This window comes from Limnohabitans sp., from assembly GCF_040400975.1.
Classification (GTDB): domain Bacteria; phylum Pseudomonadota; class Gammaproteobacteria; order Burkholderiales; family Burkholderiaceae_C; genus Limnohabitans_A.
Window position 1 is genome coordinate 129,590 of record NZ_JBBAPF010000001.1, and the last position, 23,329, is coordinate 152,918.

At 58.3% G+C, this 23,329-nt stretch carries 24 protein-coding genes; 16 read left to right on the plus strand and 8 right to left on the minus strand.

What is annotated here, in order from left to right; translation table 11 throughout:
* Positions 1-10: 10 nt before the first annotated feature.
* Positions 11-967, plus strand: coding sequence for a putative transporter (locus ABWQ00_RS00690; protein ID WP_353236741.1), 957 nt, complete (start codon positions 11-13; stop codon positions 965-967).
* A 21-nt stretch (positions 968-988) separates the two neighbouring features.
* On the opposite strand, the gene ABWQ00_RS00695 is transcribed toward ABWQ00_RS00690, so the two are convergent.
* From ABWQ00_RS00695 to ABWQ00_RS00705, 3 genes are read right to left on the minus strand one after another with little or no spacing between them, the layout of a single operon-like run.
* A complete protein-coding gene (locus ABWQ00_RS00695) occupies positions 989-2,674 on the minus strand; it encodes a SulP family inorganic anion transporter (protein ID WP_353236742.1) in 1,686 nt (561 codons plus the stop codon).
* 23 nt (positions 2,675-2,697) lie between these two features.
* Positions 2,698-4,038, minus strand: coding sequence for a sulfatase family protein (locus ABWQ00_RS00700; protein WP_353236743.1), 1,341 nt, complete (start codon positions 4,036-4,038; stop codon positions 2,698-2,700).
* Positions 4,039-4,042: 4 nt separating this feature from the next.
* Complete coding sequence (locus ABWQ00_RS00705) at positions 4,043-5,023, minus strand: Bug family tripartite tricarboxylate transporter substrate binding protein (protein ID WP_353236744.1); 981 nt, start codon at positions 5,021-5,023, stop codon at positions 4,043-4,045.
* Between the two features lie 204 nt (positions 5,024-5,227).
* Between ABWQ00_RS00705 and ABWQ00_RS00710 the strand changes: the two genes are divergently transcribed.
* Positions 5,228-5,734 carry a thermonuclease family protein gene (locus ABWQ00_RS00710; RefSeq protein WP_353236745.1) on the plus strand — a complete coding sequence of 169 codons (507 nt, stop codon included), beginning with the start codon at positions 5,228-5,230 and terminating at the stop codon, positions 5,732-5,734.
* Positions 5,735-5,737: 3 nt separating this feature from the next.
* Here the strand turns inward: ABWQ00_RS00710 and ABWQ00_RS00715 are convergent, their stop codons facing one another.
* The 3 genes from ABWQ00_RS00715 to gpmA all read right to left on the minus strand — a co-directional run bounded on the left by ABWQ00_RS00715 (position 5,738) and on the right by gpmA (position 8,810).
* Positions 5,738-6,493, minus strand: coding sequence for a HesA/MoeB/ThiF family protein (locus tag ABWQ00_RS00715; protein ID WP_353236746.1), 756 nt, complete (start codon positions 6,491-6,493; stop codon positions 5,738-5,740).
* Between the two features lie 26 nt (positions 6,494-6,519).
* On the minus strand, positions 6,520-7,968 hold the full coding sequence (locus tag ABWQ00_RS00720; protein WP_353236747.1) for a S41 family peptidase: 1,449 nt from the start codon (positions 7,966-7,968) through the stop codon (positions 6,520-6,522).
* Between the two features lie 98 nt (positions 7,969-8,066).
* The gene (gene gpmA / locus ABWQ00_RS00725; protein WP_353236748.1) at positions 8,067-8,810 is read right to left on the minus strand and encodes a 2,3-diphosphoglycerate-dependent phosphoglycerate mutase; all 744 of its coding nucleotides are present in this window, start codon (positions 8,808-8,810) and stop codon (positions 8,067-8,069) included.
* Positions 8,811-8,923: 113 nt separating this feature from the next.
* On the opposite strand from gpmA, the gene ABWQ00_RS00730 reads away from it, so the two are divergent.
* The 8 genes from ABWQ00_RS00730 (at position 8,924) to ABWQ00_RS00765 (ending at position 16,250) form a co-directional block, all read left to right on the plus strand.
* Complete coding sequence (locus ABWQ00_RS00730) at positions 8,924-9,325, plus strand: rhodanese-like domain-containing protein (protein ID WP_300557706.1); 402 nt, start codon at positions 8,924-8,926, stop codon at positions 9,323-9,325.
* A 43-nt stretch (positions 9,326-9,368) separates the two neighbouring features.
* Complete coding sequence (gene grxC / locus ABWQ00_RS00735; protein WP_353236749.1) at positions 9,369-9,629, plus strand: glutaredoxin 3; 261 nt, start codon at positions 9,369-9,371, stop codon at positions 9,627-9,629.
* A gap of 119 nt (positions 9,630-9,748) precedes the next feature.
* Positions 9,749-10,228, plus strand: coding sequence for a protein-export chaperone SecB (gene secB, locus ABWQ00_RS00740; RefSeq protein WP_353236750.1), 480 nt, complete (start codon positions 9,749-9,751; stop codon positions 10,226-10,228).
* A 27-nt stretch (positions 10,229-10,255) separates the two neighbouring features.
* Complete coding sequence (locus ABWQ00_RS00745) at positions 10,256-11,257, plus strand: NAD(P)H-dependent glycerol-3-phosphate dehydrogenase (protein WP_353236975.1); 1,002 nt, start codon at positions 10,256-10,258, stop codon at positions 11,255-11,257.
* 13 nt (positions 11,258-11,270) lie between these two features.
* The gene (rodA, locus tag ABWQ00_RS00750) at positions 11,271-12,452 is read left to right on the plus strand and encodes a rod shape-determining protein RodA (RefSeq protein ID WP_353236751.1); all 1,182 of its coding nucleotides are present in this window, start codon (positions 11,271-11,273) and stop codon (positions 12,450-12,452) included.
* Entirely contained in the window at positions 12,449-13,336 is an 888-nt protein-coding gene (locus ABWQ00_RS00755; protein WP_353236752.1) for an NAD(P)-dependent oxidoreductase, read from the plus strand. The genes rodA and ABWQ00_RS00755 overlap by 4 nt, the downstream gene beginning before the upstream one ends.
* A gap of 98 nt (positions 13,337-13,434) precedes the next feature.
* Positions 13,435-14,895 (plus strand): metalloprotease TldD, encoded by a 1,461-nt coding sequence (tldD, locus tag ABWQ00_RS00760; protein ID WP_353236753.1) that lies wholly within the window; start codon positions 13,435-13,437, stop codon positions 14,893-14,895.
* A gap of 227 nt (positions 14,896-15,122) precedes the next feature.
* The gene (locus tag ABWQ00_RS00765) at positions 15,123-16,250 is read left to right on the plus strand and encodes a 3-deoxy-7-phosphoheptulonate synthase (RefSeq protein ID WP_353236754.1); all 1,128 of its coding nucleotides are present in this window, start codon (positions 15,123-15,125) and stop codon (positions 16,248-16,250) included.
* On the opposite strand, the gene mpl is transcribed toward ABWQ00_RS00765, so the two are convergent.
* Positions 16,240-17,607, minus strand: a complete 1,368-nt coding sequence (mpl, locus tag ABWQ00_RS00770) for a UDP-N-acetylmuramate:L-alanyl-gamma-D-glutamyl-meso-diaminopimelate ligase (RefSeq protein WP_353236755.1) — start codon at positions 17,605-17,607, stop codon at positions 16,240-16,242. The genes ABWQ00_RS00765 and mpl overlap by 11 nt on opposite strands.
* 72 nt (positions 17,608-17,679) lie before the next feature.
* Between mpl and ABWQ00_RS00775 the strand changes: the two genes are divergently transcribed.
* The 6 genes from ABWQ00_RS00775 to ABWQ00_RS00800 all read left to right on the plus strand — a co-directional run bounded on the left by ABWQ00_RS00775 (position 17,680) and on the right by ABWQ00_RS00800 (position 22,562).
* On the plus strand, positions 17,680-18,264 hold the full coding sequence (locus ABWQ00_RS00775; protein ID WP_353236756.1) for a hypothetical protein: 585 nt from the start codon (positions 17,680-17,682) through the stop codon (positions 18,262-18,264).
* Entirely contained in the window at positions 18,261-18,821 is a 561-nt protein-coding gene (locus ABWQ00_RS00780; protein ID WP_502908043.1) for a TlpA disulfide reductase family protein, read from the plus strand. The genes ABWQ00_RS00775 and ABWQ00_RS00780 overlap by 4 nt, the downstream gene beginning before the upstream one ends.
* Before the next feature lie 159 nt (positions 18,822-18,980).
* Entirely contained in the window at positions 18,981-19,433 is a 453-nt protein-coding gene (accB, locus tag ABWQ00_RS00785; protein WP_353236758.1) for an acetyl-CoA carboxylase biotin carboxyl carrier protein, read from the plus strand.
* 15 nt (positions 19,434-19,448) lie between these two features.
* The gene (accC, locus tag ABWQ00_RS00790) at positions 19,449-20,798 is read left to right on the plus strand and encodes an acetyl-CoA carboxylase biotin carboxylase subunit (RefSeq protein ID WP_353236759.1); all 1,350 of its coding nucleotides are present in this window, start codon (positions 19,449-19,451) and stop codon (positions 20,796-20,798) included.
* Positions 20,799-20,804: 6 nt separating this feature from the next.
* Positions 20,805-21,695, plus strand: coding sequence for a 50S ribosomal protein L11 methyltransferase (prmA, locus tag ABWQ00_RS00795; protein ID WP_353236760.1), 891 nt, complete (start codon positions 20,805-20,807; stop codon positions 21,693-21,695).
* A 30-nt stretch (positions 21,696-21,725) separates the two neighbouring features.
* A complete protein-coding gene (locus ABWQ00_RS00800) occupies positions 21,726-22,562 on the plus strand; it encodes a zinc-ribbon and DUF3426 domain-containing protein (protein WP_353236761.1) in 837 nt (278 codons plus the stop codon).
* A gap of 89 nt (positions 22,563-22,651) precedes the next feature.
* Here ABWQ00_RS00800 and ABWQ00_RS00805 read toward each other — a convergent pair whose 3' ends face one another.
* Positions 22,652-23,149 (minus strand): histone H1-like DNA-binding protein, encoded by a 498-nt coding sequence (locus ABWQ00_RS00805; RefSeq protein ID WP_353236762.1) that lies wholly within the window; start codon positions 23,147-23,149, stop codon positions 22,652-22,654.
* Positions 23,150-23,329 lie beyond the last annotated feature (180 nt).

Here is a 23,329-nt window from a genome sequence, read left to right on the forward strand (position 1 = left end):
GAAAGAGCCCATGTTCCGCAGTTTCTTCCTCTCCCGCCGATGGGCCTTGTGGGCTTGGGGTGGCTTGCTGGTCTTGGTGGCTCTGGTGTTCATCACGGTGCAGCAGACCGTCAAGCTCAACGCTTGGTACGGCGAGTTTTATGACCTCTTGCAAAAGCCCGAGCAAGCCGGAGGACTGGAGAAGTTCTGGGGCTTCATGCTGCAGTTTGCGTGGATTGCTTTTCCGTTCATGTTGCTGCGCAGCCTCGAGACGTATCTGGCTTCCCACTTCGCTTTTCGATGGCGTCAGGCCATGACCGAGGATTACTTGCCGCGCTGGCAGGGCACCGATGACAACGTAGAGGGTGCGTCGCAGCGGATTCAAGAGGACTGCATGCGCTTTGCCCGCCAGACCGAAAACTTGGGTCTGGGCTTGGTGCGTGCGCTGCTCACGCTGGTGTCCTTCATTCCGATTTTGTGGGCTTTGTCGGCGGGCATGGCCATTGCCTGGTTGCAGTTTGAGGGCTCGCTGTTTTGGGTGGCGCTGGTCACGGCCCTGGGCGGCACAGTCATTTCATGGTTTGTGGGCATTCGCCTGCCGGGGCTGGAGTACAACAACCAGAAAACCGAAGCGGCCCTGCGCAAGGATTTGGTGTTCGCCGAGGACGAGCGCAGCCGCATGCACTTGCCCACGGTTTTGGAGTTGTTCATGGGGGTGCGGCTGAACAATTTCCGGCTGTTCAACCACTACGCTTACTTTCACCTGTGGAGCAATTTGTATAGCCAGGTGATGGTGATCTTTCCTTTTCTCATGATGGGGCCATCGCTGTTCACGGGCGTGATCACTCTGGGTGTCATCCAGCAGGTGAGCAATGCCTTCAACAAAGTGAACGACGCCTTTTCTTACCTGATCGAGCGTTGGACCGACATCACCGAGCTGCGCTCGATTTACAAGCGTTTGTCGGAGTTTGAAAAAGCGTTGACCTGAGGCCTTGACCGGCGCTGCCAATCAAATCGCGGCTGCGGCGATGTCGGCTGGCAGCGGGTCCAGCTCTTTGAGTGCCTGCAGGGCTTCTGCGTCGGTGCGGTAGAGCTTGAGGTGCCGTCCCTCGACCAGCTCGCCGGCTCTGCGCAAGGTGGTTTCGACCGGCAGCTTGATCCCGCTGATGTGTAGCGTGATGCCCCGGCTGGCCAGTTGGCGGTGCAACTGGCCAAAGGTTTCCACACCGGTCACGTCGATGCGGTTGATGGGTTGTGCAAACAGGGCCACATGTTTCACATCCGGGTGCTGGGCCAAGTGGTCGGTGATGGCGCGGTCAAACTCGCTGGCGGCGGCAAAGTCCAGCTCGGCGTCCATGCGCAGCGCGTACAACTGGGGCGCCAAGGGCGAGAGTTTCCACAGATGCCGGTCACGCAGGCTGCCATCAGGGTGCAGGCCCACTTCGATGATGCGCGGGTGCAGACGGGTGTGCAAAAAGTGGCTCAGGCCCACCAGCACCCCGGTCATCACGCCCCAGTAAATGCGCGGCGCGGTCAACAAGGTCATGGCAAAAGTGATACCAGCCGTCATGGTCTCGATGCGGCCCACACGCCAGAGGTTCAAAAACTGGCGAGGCTGGAACAAGTTGAGCACCGCCACAATCACCGCCGCCGACATGACCGAACGCGGCACGAACTGCAGCGCGGGCATGAGCAAGAGCAAAGCCAGCAGAACAAAGCCCACCGAGGCCACCACCGCCCAGCCCGAGCGTGCGCCGGCATAGAGCATGAGGGCCGAGCGCGAAAACGAGGTGCTGGTGGCAAAGCTGCCCGAAAACGCCGAGGCTATTTTGGCCAGGCCCTGGCTGAAGAGTTCGGTGCTGTCGTCCCAGCGTTTGCCGTCGCGGCGGCATTCGATGCGGGCGCTCGATGCTGTTTCCAGAAAGCTCACCAGCGCAATCACCATGGCGGGCACCCACAGTTGGTTGAGGGTGTCCAGCCCCGGCCAAGCTGGCCAATAAAAATCAGGCAGGCCTGAGGGCAACAGGCCGACTACCGCGCCGTGGTTTTGGTAATCGGTGACATAGGCGATGGCCGAGGCCAAGCCCATGACGATCATGATGCCAGGCCATCGGGGCTTGAAGTGGCGCAGCAGCAAGAGCACGGCCAGGCTGCCCAGCCCAAACCACGCAGGCCAGCCGCTGAGCCATACGGGCCAGCTTTGTACATCCCAGCTCCAGGCTTTGACGCCCAGCAGTCCCGGCACTTGCGAGGCCATGATGAGCAAGGAAGCGGCTTGGGTGAAGCCCATCATCACTGGGGCACTGACCAGGTTGATCAGCCAGCCGTAGCTGCCCAGACCCAGCAGCAGCTGGATGGCCCCCGACAGCAGTGACAACCAAACCGCCAACGCCACCCACTCGGGCGAGCCGGGTTCGGCCATGCCCGTGAGCGATGCGGCGATCAGCACGCAGGTCAGGGCCGCAGGCCCGACCGACAGGCGGTTGGCGCTGCCAAACAGCACGGCCAGCAGTGCCGGAATTAGACAGGTGTAAAGCCCGGTGACCAAGGGCATGCCCGCCAAGCCCGCATAAGCCACGGCCTGGGGCACCATGACCAGCGCCACGGTCAGCCCCGCCAGCACCTCGGTTCGGGCCAGCGGTGCCGTCAGGCGTGGCCACTGGCGAAAAGTGAAGAAGCGTTGCATGTCAGCCATGCCCGATCTTAGCCGCCAGGGCTTCAGCGCTGGGGCATGTCCTTGACCGAGTAGCCCAGGCTGACGGTGGCGTCTTCGGGAATGGCGGGCACGGTGGCGTCCCAAGCTTCCCAAGCAGCGCGCATGGCTTGCAGGCGTTCGGGTTCACGCTGGGCCAGGTTGGCGCGCTCGCGTTCGTCGGCGGGGATGTTGAACAGGTAGTCGTTACCGTCCACCCTCAAGTATTTGTAATCGCCCAGGCGCAATGCACGTTGCCCCCTGTGGTTCATGCGCCAGTAAAGCGGGCGCTCAAACTGTTGACTGGCATCGCGCAGCACGGGCAGCATGGACACGCCGTCAAATGGCAAGTCGTCATGGGCCTTGGCACCTGCCAGCTCGACCATGGTGGCCGACCAGTCCATGGTCATGCAGTGCTGGGTGGAGGTGCCGCCCGGCGCAATCACAGCGGGCCAGTGCGCGATCCAAGGCACGCGGATGCCGCCTTCTGTCAGGTCCATTTTGCCGCCCACCAAAGGCCAGTTGTCGCTGAAACGTTCGCCGCCGTTGTCGCTGGTGAAGACGATCAGGGTGTTGTCGAGTTGGCCGGTTTTTTTGAGCGCATCGACCACCCACCCAATGCCTTCGTCCATGTGGTGGATCATGCGGTGGTAGGTGTGGATGTTGCCGCCGTGCAGGTGGAACAGGTTGTCTTTCACCTCAGCGGCCAGCGCATGGTCTTCTCGCGTTTCCCAGGGCCAGTGTGGCGCGGTGTAGTGAAGGCTCAAAAAGAAGGGCGTGCCTTGCAAAGCGCCAGGAGCCATCCGCTCGACAAAGTCCACCGCCTTGTGAGAGATCAGGTCGGTCAGGTAGCCGTCTTCGTGCTTTTCTTCTTCGTTGGTGTACAGGTCGTGCGTGCCGTTGTTGCTGGCGTGGGTGAAGTAGTCCACCCCACCCGACATGGGACCAAAGAACTCTTCGTAACCCGATTTGAGGGGGCTGAAATGGGGCGGGTAACCCAGGTGCCATTTGCCGACCAGGGCCGTGCGGTAACCACTGTCCTTGAGCAAGGAGGGCAAGGTGGGGTGCTCGGGCGGCAGGCCCAGCACTTTGCTGCCTTTGCTTTTGCTGTTGATGGGCTCTTCGGCCGCGCCGCGCAGGCGGTACTGGTAGCGTGCCGTCATCAGCGCAAAGCGGGTGGGTGAGCACACGGGCGAGTTGGCATAACCCTGCGTGAACTTGAGGCCACCTGCGGCCAACTGGTCGAGCACGGGCGAGACCTTGCCAAATTTCGCGTCGCGGCCGCCGTAGCAGCCGAGGTCAGCAAAGCCGAGGTCATCGGCCACGATGAAAATGATGTTGGGGCGTGGGGTGCTCGCGGGTGTCATGTGTTCAGTCCAGTTGCACGCCTGTGGCTTTGATGGGCTTTTCCCAGCGGGCCAAATCTGCGCGTTGTGCAGCCGCCAAATCACCGGAGTTGGAGCCAATGACCTCGTAGCCGAGTTTGACCATCTTGTCTCTCGTGGCGGGATCGCGCGCGATTTTCATCATGGCTTTTTCCAACCGGGCCAGGGTTTCACCCCTGAGGCCCGCTGGGCCGTACATCGCAAACCAGGCGGTGGCGTCCATGTTGACACCCGACTCCCTGAGGGTGGGCACTTCAGGCACTTGCAGGTCGCGCTGGTTGCCTGTCACGGCGATGATGCGGACTTTGCCTGCACGGTGCATTTCGGCGGTTTCAGAGACCACGTCAAATTTGTAGCCGATGTGGCCACCCAGCAAAGCGGTGTTGGCTGGCGCGCCGCCCTGAAAAGGGATGTGGTTGAGGTTGATGCCCGCCGATTGCTCCATCAACACGCCCATGAAGTGGGGCAGGGTGCCTGCGCCCGGCGTGCCGTAGCTGGCAGAGTTAGGGTCAGTCTTGGCTTTGGCCACCATTTCCGCCACGGTTTTCACGTTGCTGGCGGGGCCAGAAACCACACCAAATTGGAATCGGGCAATTTGAGAAATCGGTGTGAAGTCTTTCACCGCGTCGTAGTCCAGCTTTTTGTAGACGTGGGGAAACAGCACCATGGGGCCGCTGGGCAAAATGATCACGGTTTGGCCATCGGGTTTGGCCGCCTTGGTCATGTTCAAAGCGATGCGCCCGCCTGCTCCCGGTTTGTTGTCCACCACGATGGGCCCAAAGTCGTCTTTGAGCGCATCGGCCACCATGCGGGCGAGCACATCGGCCGAGCCGCCGGGAGGGAAACCGACCAAAATTTTCAAGGGTGGCTTGTCTTGAGCCCCAACCCCAGAGGTCATCACCGACATGGACAAGGCTGCCAGCAGCAAGACCCAGACCCGGCGTGGCGTGCGTTGAAAAATTGGCATGAAAGTCTCCTGAATTTGAGGGGTATCAACGGGTCGAAAGAATGGGCTAATCAAGTCAAAATGTAATCTTGTTTTGAACAGTTGTTCTCACCCACCATCATCCCGGAAAACCCTGATGCCTCTGATGCCTGCACAAAGTCTGACTTTGATCGCTGACTTGGTACGCACCGTTCTTACCCAAGGCCAGCGGGCCAAGCTGCGCTCATGAAAGCCTTTTGCAAATGCTGGGTGGCTGTGTGTTGGTTTGGGGCTTGTGGGCTTCATGCGGCCGAGACCTGGCCTGCTTGGGTGAGTTGGGTGATGGACGGCGACACGGTTTTGATGGTGCGGTCCGGGCAAACCGAGCCGGTCACATTGCGCATCGATGGCATCGATGCCCCCGAGATCTGCCAGCCCGGCGGCAAGGCCTCACGCGATGCGATGACTCGCCTGACGCTTCGAAAGTCGGTTCTGGTCACCGATTTGGGGCTTGACCACTATGGCCGCCAGGTGGGCCGCTTGTCGGTGGATGGCGTGGATGTGGGCGGCGACATGGTGCGCTCTGGGATGGCTTGGGCTTACCGTTTCAAAACAGGCCGAGGCCCTTATGCGGCTTTACAGCGGGTGGCACAAAAAGAGAAAAAAGGGGTGTTTTCTGCCTCTGAAGCGGCCATGTCACCGCCCGTGTTCAGGCGGTTTCACGGGGCTTGCCAAGGCATTGACGGCCAATAGGATTCAGGTTCTGGCAGAGGCGCACACCGGGCAATCCGGGTTGCGCTGCATCCGAATGTCGGTCCAAGACAACTCGCGCCCATCGAGCATGAGCAAACGCCCAGCCATGTGGCTGCCCATGCCACTCAAGATCTTGATGGCCTCAGCGGCCTGAACGGTGCCGATGATGCCGACCAGCGGCGCGAACACGCCCATGGTGGCGCACCGGGTTTCTTCGGGCAATTGCTCAGGCGGAAAGATGCAGGCATAGCAAGGCGCATCGGTTTGGGTGCTGTCAAACACCGACACTTGCCCGTCCATGCGGATGGCTGCGCCTGAGACCAGGGGTTTTCGGTGGGTGACACAAGCCAGGTTGACGGCTTGTCGAGTTTCAAAGTTGTCGCAGCAGTCGATGACCACGTCGGCCAGCGGCACCAAGGTGTTCAGCAGAGCCTGGTCGGCCCGTTGCGTGACTGCATTGACGCTGACGTCCGGGTTGATCTGCACAATGGCGGTGCGCACGGATTCGGCCTTGAATTGGCCCACGCGGTCCAGCGTATGGGCAATTTGTCGTTGCAAGTTGGTGGCGTCCACTGTGTCGTGGTCCACCACCGTGATGTGCCCCACCCCCGCACTGCCCAAATACAAGGCCACCGGGGAACCCAAGCCACCCGCCCCAATGACCAAAGCATGAGCGCCCAAGAGCTTTTCTTGGCCGTCAATGCCCAATTCGTTGAGCAAAATGTGCCGCGAGTAACGCAGCAGTTGGGTGTCATCCATTCAGGGGATCCATCCGAGGTGTCGGATCACTCTTTCTTGTCAGCTTTGCGCTCGGCCAAGGTCGTACTGGCCTTGACCGGCTGGCCCTTGAGTTGTCTGATGGCTTGAGCCAGTTGAAAGTCTTTGTCAGAGCCGAACTCGGGCAAGCGGCGCTCTGCCAAGGGTTTACGCGACTCTTCTTCCAGTTTTTTCATGGCTTCTTCGCGGGCTTGCTCGCGGGCAGGGTCTTTCTTTTCTTCGGCTTCCCGGCCATTGGACAAGTGCTTTTGCAAGTCGGCTTCGCGGGTGCGCAGGGCCGCAAACACATTACCCGTTTCGGTTTCATCCAGCATCACGTCAGGCACGATGCCTTTGGCTTGGATGGCGCGTCCGCTGGGGGTGTAGTAACGGGCTGTCGTGATTTTCAGCGCTGTATCAGGGCCGAGTTGACGAACGGTTTGCACCGAACCTTTGCCAAAGGTTTGGCTGCCCATCAGCGTGGCCCGCTTGTAGTCTTGCAAGGCCCCTGCCACGATTTCACTGGCCGATGCCGATCCTTCATTGACCAGCACCACCAGTGGGATTTTTTTCAGGGCTCCGCCAGTGGCTTGGGTCATGCGGGTGATGGGGTCGTTGGTGCTGTTGCGACGCCAGAACTGGGGCGAAGCCTTGTAGGTGAACTTGCTCTCTTCAAGCTGTCCGTTGGTGGTGACCACAGTGACGTTGTCTGGCAAAAAGGCGGCAGACAGGGCCACAGCCGCATCCAGCAGACCGCCCGGATCGTTGCGCAGATCAAGCACCATGCCCTTCATCTGGGGGTCTTGTTTGTACATTTCTTCGACCTTGCGGGCGAAGTCATCCACGGTTCGTTCCTGGAACTGAGACACCCTGATCCAGCCGTAGCCAGGTTCGATCAGTTTGGATTTGACCGATTGGGTCTTGATCTCTTCGCGGATGATGGTGACCGGAAATGTGCGGTTTTCGGATTTGCGGAAGACGGTCAAGACCACCTTGGTTTTGGGCTCACCGCGCATGCGTTTGACCGCTTCACTCAGAGGCAGGCCCTTGAGTGGCGTGTCATCGACTTTGGTGATCAGGTCGTTGGTTTTGAGGCCTGCGCGGTCTGCTGGCGAGCCTTCAATCGGGGAGACGATTTTGACAACACCATCTTCTTGGCTGATTTCGATGCCAACGCCTACAAATTTTCCGGACGTGCCTTCAGAAAACTCCTTGAAGCTCTTTTTGTCGAAATACTGGGAGTGAGGGTCCAGGCTGGCCACCATGCCGGAGATGGCTTCGGTGATGAGTTTGCGCTCGTCGACCGGCTCTACGTAATCGCTTTTGACCATGCCGAAAACGGCCGCCAATTGCTGCAGCTCTTCCAAGGGCAGCGGAGCCATGTTGCCACGCGCCACGGTTTGCAATGAAACAGTGGTCAGCGCGCCCGCCAAGGCGCCAATGCTGAGCCATCCGGCGATCTTGAGTTTGTGTCCCATGGTGCGTGTGCGTGTTCGGTGAAGGTCAAATCAATATACACCCGCAAGCCCTGAAGCGACGGGCTGGGCCTGTAATTTCCTGTAAAGACCCCGAAAGATCAGCCTTTACCTTGGCTGGCCACTGCGGCGGCGGCTTGGGCTGCTGCTTGCGCATCGCCCAAGTAGTAGTGCCGAATCGGCTTGAGTTCGGCGTCCAATTCATAGACCAAGGGGATGCCGTTGGGGATATTGAGCCCCACGATGTCTTGTTCTGAGACGTTGTCGAGATACTTGATCAGGGCACGGATGGAGTTGCCGTGAGCGGCGATCAAAACGCGTTCGCCATTTCGAATGCGGGGGGCAATGGTGTCTTGCCAGCAGGGCAGCACCCTGGCCACGGTGTCTTTGAGGCATTCGGTCAGGGGCAGGTTTTGAGGTTCGACGTGGGCATAGCGGCGGTCACCTCGTTCACAACGGGGGTCGCTGGCCTCCAAAGCGGGGGGCGGTGTGTCGTAGCTGCGGCGCCAAGCCAGCACCTGCTCTTCGCCAAATTTTTTGGCCATGTCGGCTTTGTTGAGGCCTTGTAAAGCGCCGTAATGGCGCTCGTTCAGGCGGTAATCCTTGACCACGGGCAGCCAGGTGCGGTCCATTTCGTCCAGTGCGAACCACAGTGTGTGAATGGCCCGTTTGAGCACCGATGTGAAGCACACATCAAAGTCCCACCCCTCGGCTTTGAGGAGTTGGCCAGCCGACATGGCTTGGCTCACCCCAGTCGGGGTCAGGTCCACATCGGTCCAGCCCGTGAATCGGTTTTCCAGGTTCCAAGTGGACTCGCCATGGCGAATGAGAACAATTTTGTACATGGTGAATAGGGGCGCTTTAAGGTGTGAAGACAGGGTTTAAGCTGTCCATTTTAGAATCCGAGCTGGCGGCCTACTGACAGGCCTTTGTTTTTTTGCCCCAAAAGGTCTGATTTGTGAACTTTCTCCTCGAAAACTGGATGTTGTTGTTGGTGGCTGTGGCCTCGGGCGTCGCCTTGATGTTGCCCGCTTTGACCAAAGGCAGTGGCTTGGATCCCCAAGCCATGGTTCAACTGATGAACCGCGAAAAGGCGGTGGTGATCGATGTGTGTGAGCCCGATGAGTTCGCACGTGGCCATGTCATCGGTGCCAAAAATTTGCCTTTGGCCCAAGTCGACGAAAAGTTGGCCCAGTTGGTCAAAAACAAGTCCACCCATGTGATCATGGTGTGCCAGGTGGGTGCCCGTTCTTCCCGAGCTGCGGCAGCCGCGCGCAAGCTGGGCTATGACAACGTCCAATCCTTGTCGGGTGGTCTTCGTGCTTGGGTGGCGGCCAGCATGCCCACCGAAAAAGCCTGATTTTTCGCCCTGTTTTGAATCACCCATTTCGCAAGGTTCTGACATGCAATCCGTCAAGATGTACACCACAGCCGTTTGCCCTTACTGCACCCGTGCCAAGCAAATCCTCAAGGCCAAAGGCGTTGAGCAGATTGAAGAAATTCGCATCGACACCGATCCGGTGCAGCGCGACCACATGATGCAAACCACGGGTCGACGCACGGTGCCTCAAATTTTCATTGGTTCAACCCATGTGGGCGGTTGTGACGACCTGATGGCGCTGGATGCCAAAGGCGGCTTGCAAGCTTTGCTGCAAGCGGCCTGACCGGGGGTGTTTCTCAGGCTGGATCAGTGCTGTTGGGCGCTGCGCTGGCCGGGCTTACTCCATAATCTCGACTTTCTATCTCGCGGCATTCGCCCGCGGCTTTTTCTCAGAGAAACACCATGACCGATACCGCAGCCCCATCCAACACCGAAGTTCAAGCGCCTGTTTTTCAGATCCAGCGTGTTTACTTGAAAGAAGCCTCTCTGGAGCAGCCGAACTCTCCTGCCATCTTGATTGACCAGCAGCAACCGAGTGTGGACATTCAGTTGGGCGTTGAAGCCACACCCGTGGCTGAAGGCGTTTTTGAAGTGTGTGTGACGGCCACTGTACACACCAAAATTGACGACAAGACGGTCTTTTTGGTGGAATGCAAGCAAGGGGGTATTTTTGAAATTCGCCACCTGCCTGACGACCAACTGGGCCCTGTCATGGGCATTGCCTGCCCACAAATTGTCTACCCCTATTTGCGCGGCAATGTGGCCGACTTGATCACCCGCGCAGGTTTCCCGCCTGTGCACATGGCCGAAATCAACTTCCAGGCCATGTATGAGCAGCAGCAATTGCAACAAGCACAGCAAGCCGGATCTTTGCCGCAGTAAACATCGGTTTTGCCCGGACACCCTGTGATGCACATCAGCGTGATTGGTGCCGGCGCTTGGGGTACCGCCATGGCCATGGCGGCCAGTCGCCATCCGGACGGGCATCAAGTGGATCTGCATGTTCGGGACAAGGCGCAGGCCATCGCCATGCAGCAGTCCCGTGAAAACAGCCGCTACCTGCCCGGTGTTCGACTGCCGGACGCTGTTCGCATTACTTCTGAGCCGTGGTCCAGTCCTGATAGGTGCGCCAGCACCGCATGTTTGCTGGTGGTGGCCACGCCGATGGCTGGTTTGAGAGGTGTATTGACGTCTTTGGCGGGTGCCGATGCGCCTGTGGCTTGGCTGTGCAAGGGTTTTGAATCGGGTACCGGCCTGATGCCGCATGAGGTTCAGGCCCAAGTGGCACCCAAGTTGCGTGCGGGTGCCTTGAGTGGCCCCAGTTTTGCGCTGGAAGTGGCGCGTCAACAACCCACAGCCTTGGTGGCGGCAAGCCCGCATGCCACCGTGCGCGATGCCATGGTGAACGCATTTCACGGCCCTTCTTTGCGCGTTTATGCCAACCACGACATGGTGGGTGTGGAGGTGGGCGGCGCTGTTAAAAACGTTTTGGCCATTGCCACGGGCCTTTGCGACGGACTGAATCTGGGCCTCAACGCACGGGCCGCACTGATCACTCGGGGTCTGGCCGAGATGACCCGTTTGGGCATCGCCTTGGGTGCTCAAACTGACACTTTCATGGGCTTGTCCGGTTTGGGCGATTTGGTGTTGACAGCCACTGGGGATCTGAGCCGCAACCGCAAGGTGGGTTTGTTGTTGGCCCAGGGACAAACTTTGAACCAGGCTGTGGCCTCTTTGGGGCATGTGGCCGAGGGGGTCTACACTGCCCGCACGGTGATGCAAAGGGCCCAATTGCTGGGCGTGGACATGCCCATCACGGCGGCTGTGGTGGCCTTGCTCGATGGCAAGTGCAGCGCCCAACAAGCGGTTCAAACCTTGATGGGCAGAGACCCCAAGGGCGAGTTCGCCTGAGCCCTAGCCCGCCATGATTGCCCGACAACCACCCTTGTCCAAGGGGTCCGTCTTTCAAAAGCCCACCGTGGCCCAACAGCTTTGGCGCTTGTTTAAAGGTTTTGATGGTCCATTGGCTTTGGTCGTGGCCTGTTTGGTGGGTTTGGGGCTTTTGGTCATGTATTCGGCCGGTTTTGACCACGGCACCCGCTTTGTGGACCATGGCCGCAACATGTTGATTGCGGGCGTGATCATGATGGTGGTGGCGCAAATTCCGCCATCCAAAATGATGGCTTGGGCCTTACCGATCTATGCCGTGGGTGTGCTGCTGCTGGTGGCTGTGGCGCTGTTTGGCATCACCAAAAAAGGCTCCACCCGTTGGATCAATTTGGGGGTGGTGATACAGCCCAGCGAGATTTTAAAAATCGCATTACCGCTGATGTTGGCAGCTTGGTTTCAAAAGCGAGAAGGGCAGCTGAGGATGTCTGATTTCGCTGTGGCGATCGTGATTTTGTTGGTGCCTGTCGGCTTGATCATGAAGCAACCGGATTTGGGGACCTCGTTGCTGGTGCTGGCGGCGGGTTTGGCGGTGATTTTTTTTGCAGGCCTGCATTGGCGTTGGATTTTGCCTCCGGTTTTTTTGGGCTTGGTCGGCATTGTGGTGTTGGTCATCATGGAGCCAAGCTTGTGCCAACCGGGCGTGGATTGGCATGTTTTGCACGAGTACCAACGGCAAAGGGTGTGTACCTTGCTGGACCCGGGGCGGGATCCGCTGGGCAAGGGATTTCACATCATTCAGGGCATGATCGCGATTGGTTCGGGTGGGCTGTGGGGCAAAGGCTTCATGCAAGGGACGCAAACCCACCTCGAGTTCATTCCTGAACGCACCACTGACTTTATTTTTGCGGCCTTTGGCGAAGAGTTTGGCCTGTTGGGGGGCTTGGTCTTGCTCGCCAGCTTTTTCTTTTTGATATACAGAGCTTTGGTCATTGCGATGCAAGCGCCTACCTTGTTCAGTCGCTTGTTGGCCGGCAGCATGGCCACCATCTTTTTCACCTACGCCTTTGTCAACATGGGTATGGTCAGTGGCATCTTGCCCGTCGTTGGTGTGCCTTTGCCCTTCATCAGTTATGGGGGAACGGCCATGGTCACCTTGGGCTTGGCTTTGGGAATTTTGATGTCGATTGCCAAATCCAAGCAGTTGGTACAAACATGAACGCTTTTTTGCCCGTGGTGGTCGCAGGCGCGGGCAATATGGGTGGTGCCATGCTCGCCCGTTTGCGAGACTTGGCTTGGCCGGTGGGTGTCTATGACACCGATGCCCAAGCCCAAGCGAAGGCTTTGGCGCATGGTGCGGTGCCACTGACTTCGCCACGTCATGCTGCCCACAGTCTGGCACCCGATGGTGTGCTTTTGATCGCCGTGGTGGATGCCGACCAAACCGAGTCGGTTTTGTGGGGTGATGATGGCGCTGGCCCTGAACTCGAACCAGGCCAGACGGTGATGCTCTGCCCCACTTTGGGCCCGAAGACGGTGCAAACCCAAGCCGAGCGTTTGGCCCAGCGTGGCGTGGATTGCATGGATGCGCCTATGTCTGGTGGCCCTTTGCGGGCCAGACAGGGGGCCATGAGTTTGATGGTGGCCTGTTCTGAACCCGTATGGCAGCGAAGCCAAAATTTGCTCGCTGCTTTGAGTCAGCAGGTGTTTCGCGTGGGTGTGCGTGCTGGCGATGGTGCGCGTACCAAATTGGTCAATAACTTGCTGGCCGCTGTCAACTTGGCCGCAGCTGCCGAGGCCTTGGCTTTGGCAGAGCGCTTGGGGCTGGACCCGGCAGTGACCTTGTCGGTTATGGAGGCTTCCAGTGGTCAAAGCTGGATAGGCTCTGACCGCATGCGTCGGGCTTTGGCCGGAGACTTTGAGCCCCGAGCGCATGTCAGTTTGCTCGCCAAGGACACGGGGCTGGCCGTTTCTGCGGCCGAAGAAGTTGCCTACGAACCGCCACTGGGCCGTTTGGCGCGAGACCTGTTTGGGCAGGCGATGGTGCAGGGCTTGGCCCAGTTGGACGATGCAGTCCTGCTGCAATTGATGCGACAGCGCTGAATGTGGGCCCACTTGGAACCGACAGGTTTTTCGGGCCTCTCGTGCGATGCGCACACCGGATCATGCAAGGGTCTTGTTCCGTGCCTACAATGAACGCCATGATTTCACGTGAACCCACCATCGAACGCTTGGCCACGGCCAGGTCTCTCTTGCTTGAGCCTTTTGGCTTGAATGAAACCCACCTGAGTCGGGCGCTGTCTGCCATTCAAGCCCACCAGGTCGACGATGCCGACCTGTATTTTCAGTACACCCGCTCCGAAGGTTGGAGCCTCGAAGAAGGCATCGTCAAGACCGGTAGCTTCAGCATCGACCAAGGTGTGGGCGTGCGTGCGGTGTCAGGCGAAAAAACAGCCTTTGCCTACTCGGACGACATCTCCGAAGTCTCGCTGATGGACGCGGCCATGACGGTGCGCACCATCGCGCAGGCCACTCAAAACAAGCGCATCAAAGTACCCACCCGCAAAATATCAGCCAGCCGCTCGCTCTACCCCTCGCTGGACCCGATGGCCACGCTGGACAGCACGGCCAAGGTGAACTTGCTGGGCCGCGTCGAAAAAATCGCCCGTGCGAAGGACCCGCGTGTGGTGCAGGTCATGGCGGGTTTGGCCACTGAATACGACGTGGTCATGGTCGCACGCGCAGACGGCACGTTGGCCGCCGATGTGCGACCCTTGATTCGCTTGTCGGTCACTGTGATCGCTGAGCAAAATGGTCGCCGTGAAGTCGGCAGTGCGGGCGGCGGTGGCCGCTTTGGCCTGGCTTACTTTGACGACGCCATGGTTGAGAGTTATGTACAAGAAGCCGTCTCGGCTGCGCTCATCAACCTCGAAGCTCGCCCTGCGCCTGCGGGTGAGATGACGGTGGTGCTGGGCAATGGCTGGCCCGGCGTTTTGCTGCACGAGGCCGTGGGTCACGGCCTAGAGGGTGACTTCAACCGCAAAGGCTCGAGCGCTTTCAGTGGCCGCATTGGCCAGCGCGTTGCGGCCAAGGGTGTCACGGTGCTGGACGACGGCACCATCGCTGACCGCCGTGGCTCGCTGAACGTGGACGACGAAGGCCACGCCAGCCAAAAGAACGTGCTGATTGAAGATGGCATTCTGCGCGGCTACATCCAGGATTCGATGAACGCCCGCTTGATGGGCGTCAAGCCCACGGGCAACGGCCGTCGCGAAAGCTACGCCCATGTGCCCATGCCGCGCATGACCAACACCTACATGCTGGGCGGCGACAAGAGCGCCGAAGAAATCGTGGCCAGCATCAAAAAAGGCCTTTACGCCACCAACTTTGCGGGCGGCCAGGTCGACATCACCAGCGGCAAGTTCGTGTTTTCGGCCAGCCAAGCCTATTGGGTGGAAAACGGCAAGATCCAATACCCCGTGAAGGGCGCAACTTTGATCGGCAGCGGCCCCGAGTCACTCAAGAGGATCAGCATGATCGGGAACGACATGAAGCTCGACTCGGGGGTGGGCACGTGCGGTAAAGAGGGCCAGAGCGTGCCGGTGGGCGTGGGTCAGCCGACCTTGCGCATCGACGGTCTCACCGTGGGGGGCACGGCTTGACCCCGCGGGTTTGCCCTTGGGCCGACCTGTCAGGAAGCGTTATCAAGCTGTGATACATTGAATCCCATGTTTTCGCGCATCGCTTTTTACTTTTTTGACTTTTGGTTCTCAGTCCCCGGCGGACGAGAGGCGAGCGCATAAGCACCCGAACATCTCGACACACACCGCCGGAGCCCCAAAGCCCGGCGGTTTTTTTTCACCTGTTTTTTCAATCTGAGGAGTCCACGATGAATGCCAAAACCGCAGCCCCCGAGAGCTGGTATCCGAATGCAGCCGACCGCAAAGGCCAGACCGACGACGAACGCATCAAGGACATCACCGTGCTCCCGCCGCCAGAACATTTGATCCGGTTTTTTCCGATTGCCGGCACGGCCACGGAAACCTTGATCGCCAATACCCGCAAAGCCATTCAGAGGATCGTGCACGGTCAAGACGACCGTCTGTTGGTCATCATCGGCCCTTGCTCGATCCACGACCCTGCAGCGGCGCTCGATTACGCCCGTCGCCTCAAGCCCGTGCGCGATAAGTATGCCGACACGCTGGAGATCGTGATGCGCGTGTACTTCGAAAAGCCCCGCACCACTGTGGGTTGGAAGGGCCTGATCAATGACCCCTACCTGGACGAGAGCTACAGAATCGACGAGGGCCTGCGCATCGCACGCCAGCTGCTGATCGAGATCAATCGCCAGGGCCTGCCGGCTGGGAGCGAGTTCTTGGACGTGATTTCACCCCAGTACATCGGCGACCTGATCAGCTGGGGCGCCATCGGTGCCCGCACCACAGAGAGCCAGGTGCACCGCGAACTGGCCTCTGGCCTGTCGGCGCCCATTGGCTTCAAGAATGGCACCGACGGCAACATCAAGATCGCGACCGACGCGATCCAGGCGGCAGCCCGTGGCCACCACTTTTTATCGGTACACAAGAACGGTCAGGTCGCTATCGTGCAGACTCAGGGCAATCAGGACTGCCATGTGATTTTGCGTGGCGGCAAAGCCCCCAACTACGACGCTCAGAGCGTGGCTGCGGCTTGCAAGGAGCTCGAGGCCGCCAAGCTGTCTGCCACCTTGATGGTGGATTGCAGCCATGCCAACAGCAGCAAAAAGCACGAGCGTCAGATCGAAGTGGCCAAAGACATTGCCGCACAAATCAGCGGTGGCTCGCGGCAGGTGTTCGGCGTCATGGTCGAAAGTCACCTCAAGGATGGTGCTCAGAAGTTCACGCCTGGACAGCACGATGTGACCCAGCTGACTTACGGCCAGAGCATCACCGATGCTTGCATCGGCTGGGACGACAGCGAAGCTGTGTTGCAGGTGCTGTCGGATGCGGTGAAGGTGCGTCGTTCACTCAGCCGTTGAGGGCTGTCAGCAGCTTGGCGTGAATGCCGCCAAATCCGCCATTGCTCATGCACAGCAGGTGATCGCCGGGCTGCACTTGAGCCAGCACTTGGGTGACGACATCGTCAATGTTGGCGCCCACTTGCGCCTTCAGACCCATGGGTGCGAGCGCGGCGTGGGCATCCCAGCCCAGTCCGCCTGAATGACAAAACGCCAGATCGGCTTCTTCGAGGCTCCATGGCAGCTGGGCTTTCATGGTGCCCAGTTTCATGGTGTTGCTGCGCGGCTCAAAGATCGCCAGGATGCGCGCCTGACCTACCTGACGGCGCAGACCGTTGATGGTGGTGCGGATGGCGGTGGGGTGGTGGGCAAAGTCGTCGTAGACGGTGATGCCGTTCACCGCGCCACGCACTTCCATGCGGCGCTTGACGTTTTCAAAGCTGGCCAGCGCTTGCGCCGCCACTGCGGGGCTCACGCCCACGTGCTCGGCGGCGGCTATGGCGGCCAGTGCGTTGAGCTGGTTGTGCACGCCACCCATGGCCCATTGCACTTCGGCCACGGGCTTTCCAACCTGACGGACTTTGAAATGCGAGGGCTCGCCTTCGGCTACAAAGTCGCTCACTGCTGAGCCAAAACTGCGCACCTCGCTCCAGCAGCCTTGGCCCAGAACGCGGGTCAGGCTTTCTTCGAGGCCATTGACGACCACCCGGCCCGAGCCGGGCACGGTGCGCACCAGGTGGTGAAACTGGCGTTCAATGGCGGCCAGGTCGTCAAAAATGTCGGCGTGGTCGAACTCCAGGTTGTTGAGGATGGCGGTACGCGGCCGGTAATGCACGAACTTGCTGCGCTTGTCAAAAAAAGCCGTGTCGTATTCGTCGGCCTCGATCACGAAAGACTTGCCGCTCCCCAGCCGGGCCGAGACGCCAAAGTTGAGCGGTACGCCGCCGACCAGAAAGCCGGGTTGCAAACCAGCTTGCTCCAGCACCCAGGCCAGCATCGAGGTGGTGGTGGTTTTGCCGTGCGTGCCCGCAACCGCCAGCACATGGCGGCCTTGCAGCACATGTTCGGACAGCCACTGGGGGCCACTGGTGTAGGGGGCACCGGCCTCCAAAATCGCTTCCATCAGCGGAAACTTCGGAGTGCCATCAGTCAGGCGGGCGCGGCTGACCACGTTGCCGATGACATAAATGTCGGGCTGGAGGGTCATCTGATCGGCGTCAAAACCTTCGATCAGTTCAATGTCCAAAGCCCGCAGCTGGTCGCTCATCGGGGGGTAAACGCCAGCGTCACAGCCCGTGACCCGATGCCCAGCTTCCCGCGCCAGTGCTGCCAATCCACCCATGAAGGTGCCACAAATGCCCAAAATATGAATATGCATGGACCGATTTTAGGCGGCGACACTGCGCAGTTCATTCGGAGCCTCCAGGCAAGGCAGGCACAATCTGCCCCCATGAACGATGTTGCCCAACAAATTGCCGCCACCGCCGCCCGCTTGGTGGTCGAAGATGGTCTGGCGTTTGGCCCCGCCAAGCACCGGGCCCTGAAAGAGCTGGGCCTGCCCACCCGCACCGCTTTGCCCACCAACGATGTGCTCGAGGCCGAGGTGCACGACTACATCGCCTTGTTTTGCGCCGACACGCAGCCGGGTGAGTTGCTGGCTTTGCGCGAATTGGCAAAGGGTTGGATGGAGCGCTTGAGCGAATTTCGACCTCATTTGGGTGGGGCGGTCTGGCAAGGCTGGGCCACGCGCCTTTGCGATGTGGACTTGGCCTTGTTTTGTGACGATCCGAAATCGGCCGAAATTGCCCTGATCAACCAAAACCAGCGCTACGAAGTACAAACTGTGCGCGGCCTGCACGGGGAGGATGTTGAGGTGCTCAGCCTGCACAGTTTCTGTGAAGCCTTGAATGAAGATGTGGGCGTGCACCTGCGAATATACGACCTGGACGATTTGCGCGGGGCTTTGCTGCCCGATGCGCAAGGCCGCTCGCCCCGGGGGAATTTGGCTGCATTGAAGCGCCTGTTGGCGGCATGAAAGAAAATCAAACCATGAACAATCTCAATGCAGATGCTTCCAGGCGTCATTTGATTTGGGGTGCAGGTGCGGCCGCTGCGGTGGCTGGCGTTGGTTTGGCCCTGTGGCGTTTTGAGCCTGAACCTGTGGCCCAAGTCGCCAGCCATCCCCTGTGGGCGCAGCAGTTTGAGACCCCAACAGGTGAAGGTTTGGGTATGGCTCAATTCAAGGGAAAACCTTTGCTTTTGAATTTTTGGGCCACTTGGTGTCCACCTTGCATTGAAGAGTTGCCAATGATCAACACCTTTTGGCGAGAAAACAACCCGAATGGCCATCAAGTGGTGGCTTTGGCCATTGACCAGCCCAGTGCTGTGCGCCGTTTCCTGGAGCGACAACCCTTGGCTTTCCCGGTCGGTTTGGCCGGCTTGGAAGGTACAAGTTTGGCCAAATCTTTGGGCAATGCGGTGGGTGGTTTGCCATTTACGGTATTTTTAAAAGCAGATGGCAGCATTTGGAGACAAAAGATGGGGCAATTGACCGATCAGGATCTCTTTCAATGGCGCGCAGCGACTGCCTGAAGACCCGTTGGTGAAGCGGGCACAGATCCCGCATGCTCCTAGGCTTGTTTTTGGCTTTGCTTTTGTGCAAGATGACCAAGAACAGATATTTTTGGGGGCCTTTATTGAAATTTAGTGTAAATTCGATCCATTACATGTATTTCAAGCCGGGAGGATCTGATGGATTTGCGCAAACTCAAAACACTGATTGATTTGGTGTCCGACTCGAATGTTTCCGAGTTGGAAATCACCGAAGCCGAGGGCAAGGTCCGCATTGTCAAAAGCGTTGGCGCAGCAGCGCCAGTGGTGCTTCAGCAAGCTGTCCCTGTAGTTGCTGCGCCAGTGGTGGCAGCACCGGCCCCAGCCGTTGACACCCCTGCAGTAGCAGAAGCGGCGACAGGCCATGCGGTCAAATCGCCGATGGTGGGTACTTTTTACCGTTCATCGAGCCCTGGCTCTGCTCCTTTCATTCAGATTGGTTCCGTGGTCAAAGAAGGCGACACCCTTTGCATCATCGAGGCGATGAAGATCCTCAACGAAATCGAATCCGACAAGTCCGGCACCGTCACGCAGATCCTGTGTGAAAACGGCCAAGCCGTGGAATACGGTCAGCCTCTTTTCATCGTCGAATAAAGCATCGGGGATTTCATGTTCAAGAAAATCCTGGTCGCCAACCGTGGCGAGATCGCCCTGCGTATCCAACGCGCTTGCCGCGAGTTGGGTGTCAAGGCGGTGATGGTCTATTCCGAAGCCGACAAAGAGGCCAAGTACGTCAAATTGGCCGAAGAGGCTGTTTGCATCGGGCCCGCTTCATCTGCCTTGAGTTACCTCAACATGCCGGCCATCATCTCGGCAGCCGAAGTGACCGACGCAGAGGCCATCCACCCTGGTTATGGTTTTTTGAGTGAAAACGCCGATTTTGCGGAGCGGGTTGAAAAGAGCGGTTTCCAATTCATCGGCCCCACACCCGAATCCATTCGCATCATGGGCGACAAGGTCTCGGCCAAGCAGGCCATGATCCGCGCCGGTGTGCCCTGCGTACCTGGTTCAGAAGGTGAATTGCCCGACGACCCAGTTCAGGTTCGCCGCATTGCCAAGTCGGTCGGTTACCCGGTCATCATCAAGGCAGCAGGCGGAGGTGGTGGTCGAGGCATGCGTGTGGTGCATACTGAAGCGGCATTGATCAATGCGGTGCAAATGACCAAAGCAGAAGCGGGTGCAGCCTTTGGCAATCCAGCGGTCTACATGGAAAAGTTTTTGCAAAACCCGCGCCATGTAGAAATTCAAATCATCGCTGACAAGCACCGCAACGCGGTTTACCTGGGTGAGCGCGATTGCTCGATGCAGCGCCGTCACCAAAAAGTGATTGAAGAAGCCCCTGCGCCTGGCATTGCACGCAAGTTGATCGACAAGATCGGCGACCGTTGCGTTGCTGCTTGCAAGAAAATCAATTACCGGGGGGCTGGGACGTTCGAATTTCTTTATGAGAACGGTGAGTTTTACTTCATCGAAATGAACACACGTGTGCAGGTGGAGCATCCGGTGACGGAGTGGGTCACCGGGGTGGACATTGTCAAGACGCAGATCATGGTGGCTGCTGGCGAAAAGTTGCCCTTTACCCAGCGGCAAATTGAGATCCGCGGGCATGCGATCGAATGTCGAGTCAACGCCGAAGATCCCTTTAAATTCACGCCCTCGCCCGGTCGTGTCACGTCATGGCACATGCCTGGAGGGCCCGGTGTGCGTGTGGACTCGCATGTCTATAACAACTATTTTGTACCGCCCAACTACGATTCAATGATTGGCAAACTGATCGTTCACGGCGATACGCGTGAGCAAGCCTTGGCCCGTATGCAAACGGCTTTGAACGAAACGGTGATTGAGGGCATTCAAACCAATATTCCATTGCACCGTGAGTTGATGGTGGACGCTAAGTTCATGCAAGGCGGAACCAACATCCACTATCTGGAACACTGGTTGAGCCAGCGCAAACGCTGATCCCTTATGTATGAGCTGAGTCTGTTGTGCCCCGAAGATCGGGTGGATGTGTTGAGCGATGCGCTCGATGCGCTGGACGCACTGAGTGTTTCTGTGGAAGACGCAGATGCCCAAACACCCGCCGAGCAGGCCTTGTTTGGAGAGCCGGGCATGCCGCCACCCAAAGACGGTTGGCAGCGTTCCCGCATGGTGGCTTTGTTCGCACAAGAAACTGCAGCCAAAGAAGCGGCTGCTTTGCTGGTTGCGCAAGATTTTTTTGAAGCTTGTCAGTTGTTGGGTATTGAGATACTGGAGGACCAAGACTGGGTGCGCTTGACGCAGTCTCAGTTTGCGCCGGTCGAGGTGACATCAGACTTCTGGATCGTTCCAACCTGGCATGAGCCGCCTGCCCAGGCGCGTCAGATCATCCGACTGGATCCTGGTTTGGCTTTTGGTACGGGCACTCACCCCACCACCCGCATGTGTTTGCGCTGGATTGCTCAAAACGGCGTGCATGACCAACGGGTTCTGGATTACGGTTGTGGGTCGGGCATTTTGGCAATCGGTGCGGCCAAGTACGGTGCCACCGACATCGATGCCGTGGACATCGACGAGGCGGCTGTGACCGCCACCGAGTTGAACGCAGTCGCCAACCATGTGGTCCTGCGCGCAGGCCTGCCGGACAAGGCCCAAGGCCATTACCAAACGGTTTTGGCCAACATTTTGGCCACACCGCTTCGTGTACTGGCCCCCTTGTTGTGCGCGCATGTGGGGCCGGGTGGATCACTGGTTTTGGCCGGTATTCTGGAGCGCCAAGCCGATGAATTCAAGGCCGCTCATGCGCAATGGGTGCACTTGGCAGTGAGCGATACCCAGGATGGCTGGATTTTGATGACTGGCGAGTCTCACGTGGCATGAACATGTCCTTCGCCTGACTACAATCAGGTCATGTCCAGGATCATCCGCTGTCCCTCTTGTGCTGCCGTCTACCCTTTAGACATTGCACAAATTCAAGCTGCACACGGGTGGCTTCGCTGCGGAAGGTGCCAAGAAGCCTTCAATGGCGCGGGCTTGGATGTGCCTGCCACCACCCTTCAATTGCCCCATGTTTCAGATCGCTTGGCTGGTGAGGCGCTGGAGGCTGCTTCTGTCGACCCCGTCAGCCGCGTGCCTTTGGATGAGCTTTTGCGGCGAGAGGACCGTTCGGACCATGCTGCTGCCCCGAATCAAGAAGTCAGTGCTGATTTGATGGCTTTTTCGGAGGCTTTAGCGACATTCAAGCCAGAAGTCCCTCCGCAGCCAGCATCTCACTTTGTAGAAAAAAAAGCGCAAGGGCGGATCGTTTGGTATGCCATAGCGGCAGTCTTGGGTTTGTTGTTGATGGGACAAGCTTTCTTTCTTCAGCGTCATGCGATTGCGGCCTTGTGGCCCAACAGCCGGCCCGTTTTAGAGACCCTCTGTCGTCCTCTTCATTGCCATTTGAAGCCATGGCTGAACCCAAAAGCCATCGTGATTGAGAGCGCGAGTTTCGCCCAAAGTGGTGAATCATTTGTGCTGAACTGGACGCTTCGCAACACAGGTCCAATGGTTGTGGCCACCACGTCTTTGGAGTTGTCACTTTTGGATGGTTTCAATAACCCAGTGGTTCGCCGTGTTTTCTTGCCCGATGAAGCGCAAGCACCGGAGGTCTTGTCCCCTGGCCAAGTTTGGAAGGGCTCTTTGACTGTAGAGGTCGACCCTCTGCTGGTGTTTACCCAATACCGCCTTTTGAGCTTTTATCCTTGAGATTTTGAATCTTGGAGGATCACCCCGCATGAAAAAAGCCCAACACTGTTGCCAGTGATGGGCTTTGTGGCTACCGCCAGACGGTCTAATCAGGGCTTGGCGGCCGAAGGGAACGGCCACGCAGCTTGAGGATTCAGAGTCGTTTGTGCAGCAGGGGCAGCGGGTGCTTTGGATGCCTTCTTTGCTGCTGGTTTTTTGGCGGCTTTCTTCACGACCGCTTTTTTGGCGGCTGGCTTTTTAGCGGCAGTCTTTTTGGCTGCTGCTTTTTTGGCCGGAGCTGCTTTTTTAGCGGCTGGCTTTTTGGCTGCGGCTGCTTTTTTAGCGGGCGCTGCTTTTTTGGCCGGAGCTGCTTTTTTGGCCGCTGGCTTTTTGGCTGCGGCTACTTTTTTAGCAGGAGCTGCTTTTTTAGCGGCTGGCTTTTTGGCTGCAACTGCTTTTTTAGCAGGAGCGGCTTTCTTTGCTGGAGCTGCTTTTTTAGCGGCTGGTTTCTTGGCTGCAGCTACTTTTTTAGCGACAGGTTTCTTGGCCGCGACGGCCTTCTTTGCGGGAGCAGCTTTTTTTGCCGCTACTTTTTTTGCAGTTGCCATGATTTTCTCCTTGATCAAGTTGAGAACTCAACGGAAAGGGAACGCTTGGTGCTTGTTGGATTGCACAAAGCGATCCATGGTGCTGAGCAAGAACTCAACACCATGAACGCAGAAAAGCCACACCGCCCATGGCTCGAAGGCAATGAGGCGTGTGGCTTGAAGAGAGAGGACATTTGAGAG

Bases quoted from the DNA above. Each gene is read 5' to 3' on its own strand.
- ABWQ00_RS00690 (WP_353236741.1), top strand. From the start codon at position 11: ATGTTCCGCAGTTTCTTCCTCTCCCGCCGATGGGCCTTGTGGGCTTGG.
- ABWQ00_RS00695 (WP_353236742.1), bottom strand. From the start codon at position 2,674: ATGGCTGACATGCAACGCTTCTTCACTTTTCGCCAGTGGCCACGCCTG.
- ABWQ00_RS00700 (WP_353236743.1), bottom strand. From the start codon at position 4,038: ATGACACCCGCGAGCACCCCACGCCCCAACATCATTTTCATCGTGGCC.
- ABWQ00_RS00705 (WP_353236744.1), bottom strand. From the start codon at position 5,023: ATGCCAATTTTTCAACGCACGCCACGCCGGGTCTGGGTCTTGCTGCTG.
- ABWQ00_RS00710 (WP_353236745.1), top strand. From the start codon at position 5,228: ATGAAAGCCTTTTGCAAATGCTGGGTGGCTGTGTGTTGGTTTGGGGCT.
- ABWQ00_RS00715 (WP_353236746.1), bottom strand. From the start codon at position 6,493: ATGGATGACACCCAACTGCTGCGTTACTCGCGGCACATTTTGCTCAAC.
- ABWQ00_RS00720 (WP_353236747.1), bottom strand. From the start codon at position 7,968: ATGGGACACAAACTCAAGATCGCCGGATGGCTCAGCATTGGCGCCTTG.
- gpmA (WP_353236748.1), bottom strand. From the start codon at position 8,810: ATGTACAAAATTGTTCTCATTCGCCATGGCGAGTCCACTTGGAACCTG.
- grxC (WP_353236749.1), top strand. From the start codon at position 9,369: ATGCAATCCGTCAAGATGTACACCACAGCCGTTTGCCCTTACTGCACC.
- secB (WP_353236750.1), top strand. From the start codon at position 9,749: ATGACCGATACCGCAGCCCCATCCAACACCGAAGTTCAAGCGCCTGTT.
- ABWQ00_RS00745 (WP_353236975.1), top strand. From the start codon at position 10,256: ATGCACATCAGCGTGATTGGTGCCGGCGCTTGGGGTACCGCCATGGCC.
- rodA (WP_353236751.1), top strand. From the start codon at position 11,271: ATGATTGCCCGACAACCACCCTTGTCCAAGGGGTCCGTCTTTCAAAAG.
- ABWQ00_RS00755 (WP_353236752.1), top strand. From the start codon at position 12,449: ATGAACGCTTTTTTGCCCGTGGTGGTCGCAGGCGCGGGCAATATGGGT.
- tldD (WP_353236753.1), top strand. From the start codon at position 13,435: ATGATTTCACGTGAACCCACCATCGAACGCTTGGCCACGGCCAGGTCT.
- ABWQ00_RS00765 (WP_353236754.1), top strand. From the start codon at position 15,123: ATGAATGCCAAAACCGCAGCCCCCGAGAGCTGGTATCCGAATGCAGCC.
- mpl (WP_353236755.1), bottom strand. From the start codon at position 17,607: ATGCATATTCATATTTTGGGCATTTGTGGCACCTTCATGGGTGGATTG.
- ABWQ00_RS00775 (WP_353236756.1), top strand. From the start codon at position 17,680: ATGAACGATGTTGCCCAACAAATTGCCGCCACCGCCGCCCGCTTGGTG.
- ABWQ00_RS00780 (WP_502908043.1), top strand. From the start codon at position 18,261: ATGAAAGAAAATCAAACCATGAACAATCTCAATGCAGATGCTTCCAGG.
- accB (WP_353236758.1), top strand. From the start codon at position 18,981: ATGGATTTGCGCAAACTCAAAACACTGATTGATTTGGTGTCCGACTCG.
- accC (WP_353236759.1), top strand. From the start codon at position 19,449: ATGTTCAAGAAAATCCTGGTCGCCAACCGTGGCGAGATCGCCCTGCGT.
- prmA (WP_353236760.1), top strand. From the start codon at position 20,805: ATGTATGAGCTGAGTCTGTTGTGCCCCGAAGATCGGGTGGATGTGTTG.
- ABWQ00_RS00800 (WP_353236761.1), top strand. From the start codon at position 21,726: ATGTCCAGGATCATCCGCTGTCCCTCTTGTGCTGCCGTCTACCCTTTA.
- ABWQ00_RS00805 (WP_353236762.1), bottom strand. From the start codon at position 23,149: ATGGCAACTGCAAAAAAAGTAGCGGCAAAAAAAGCTGCTCCCGCAAAG.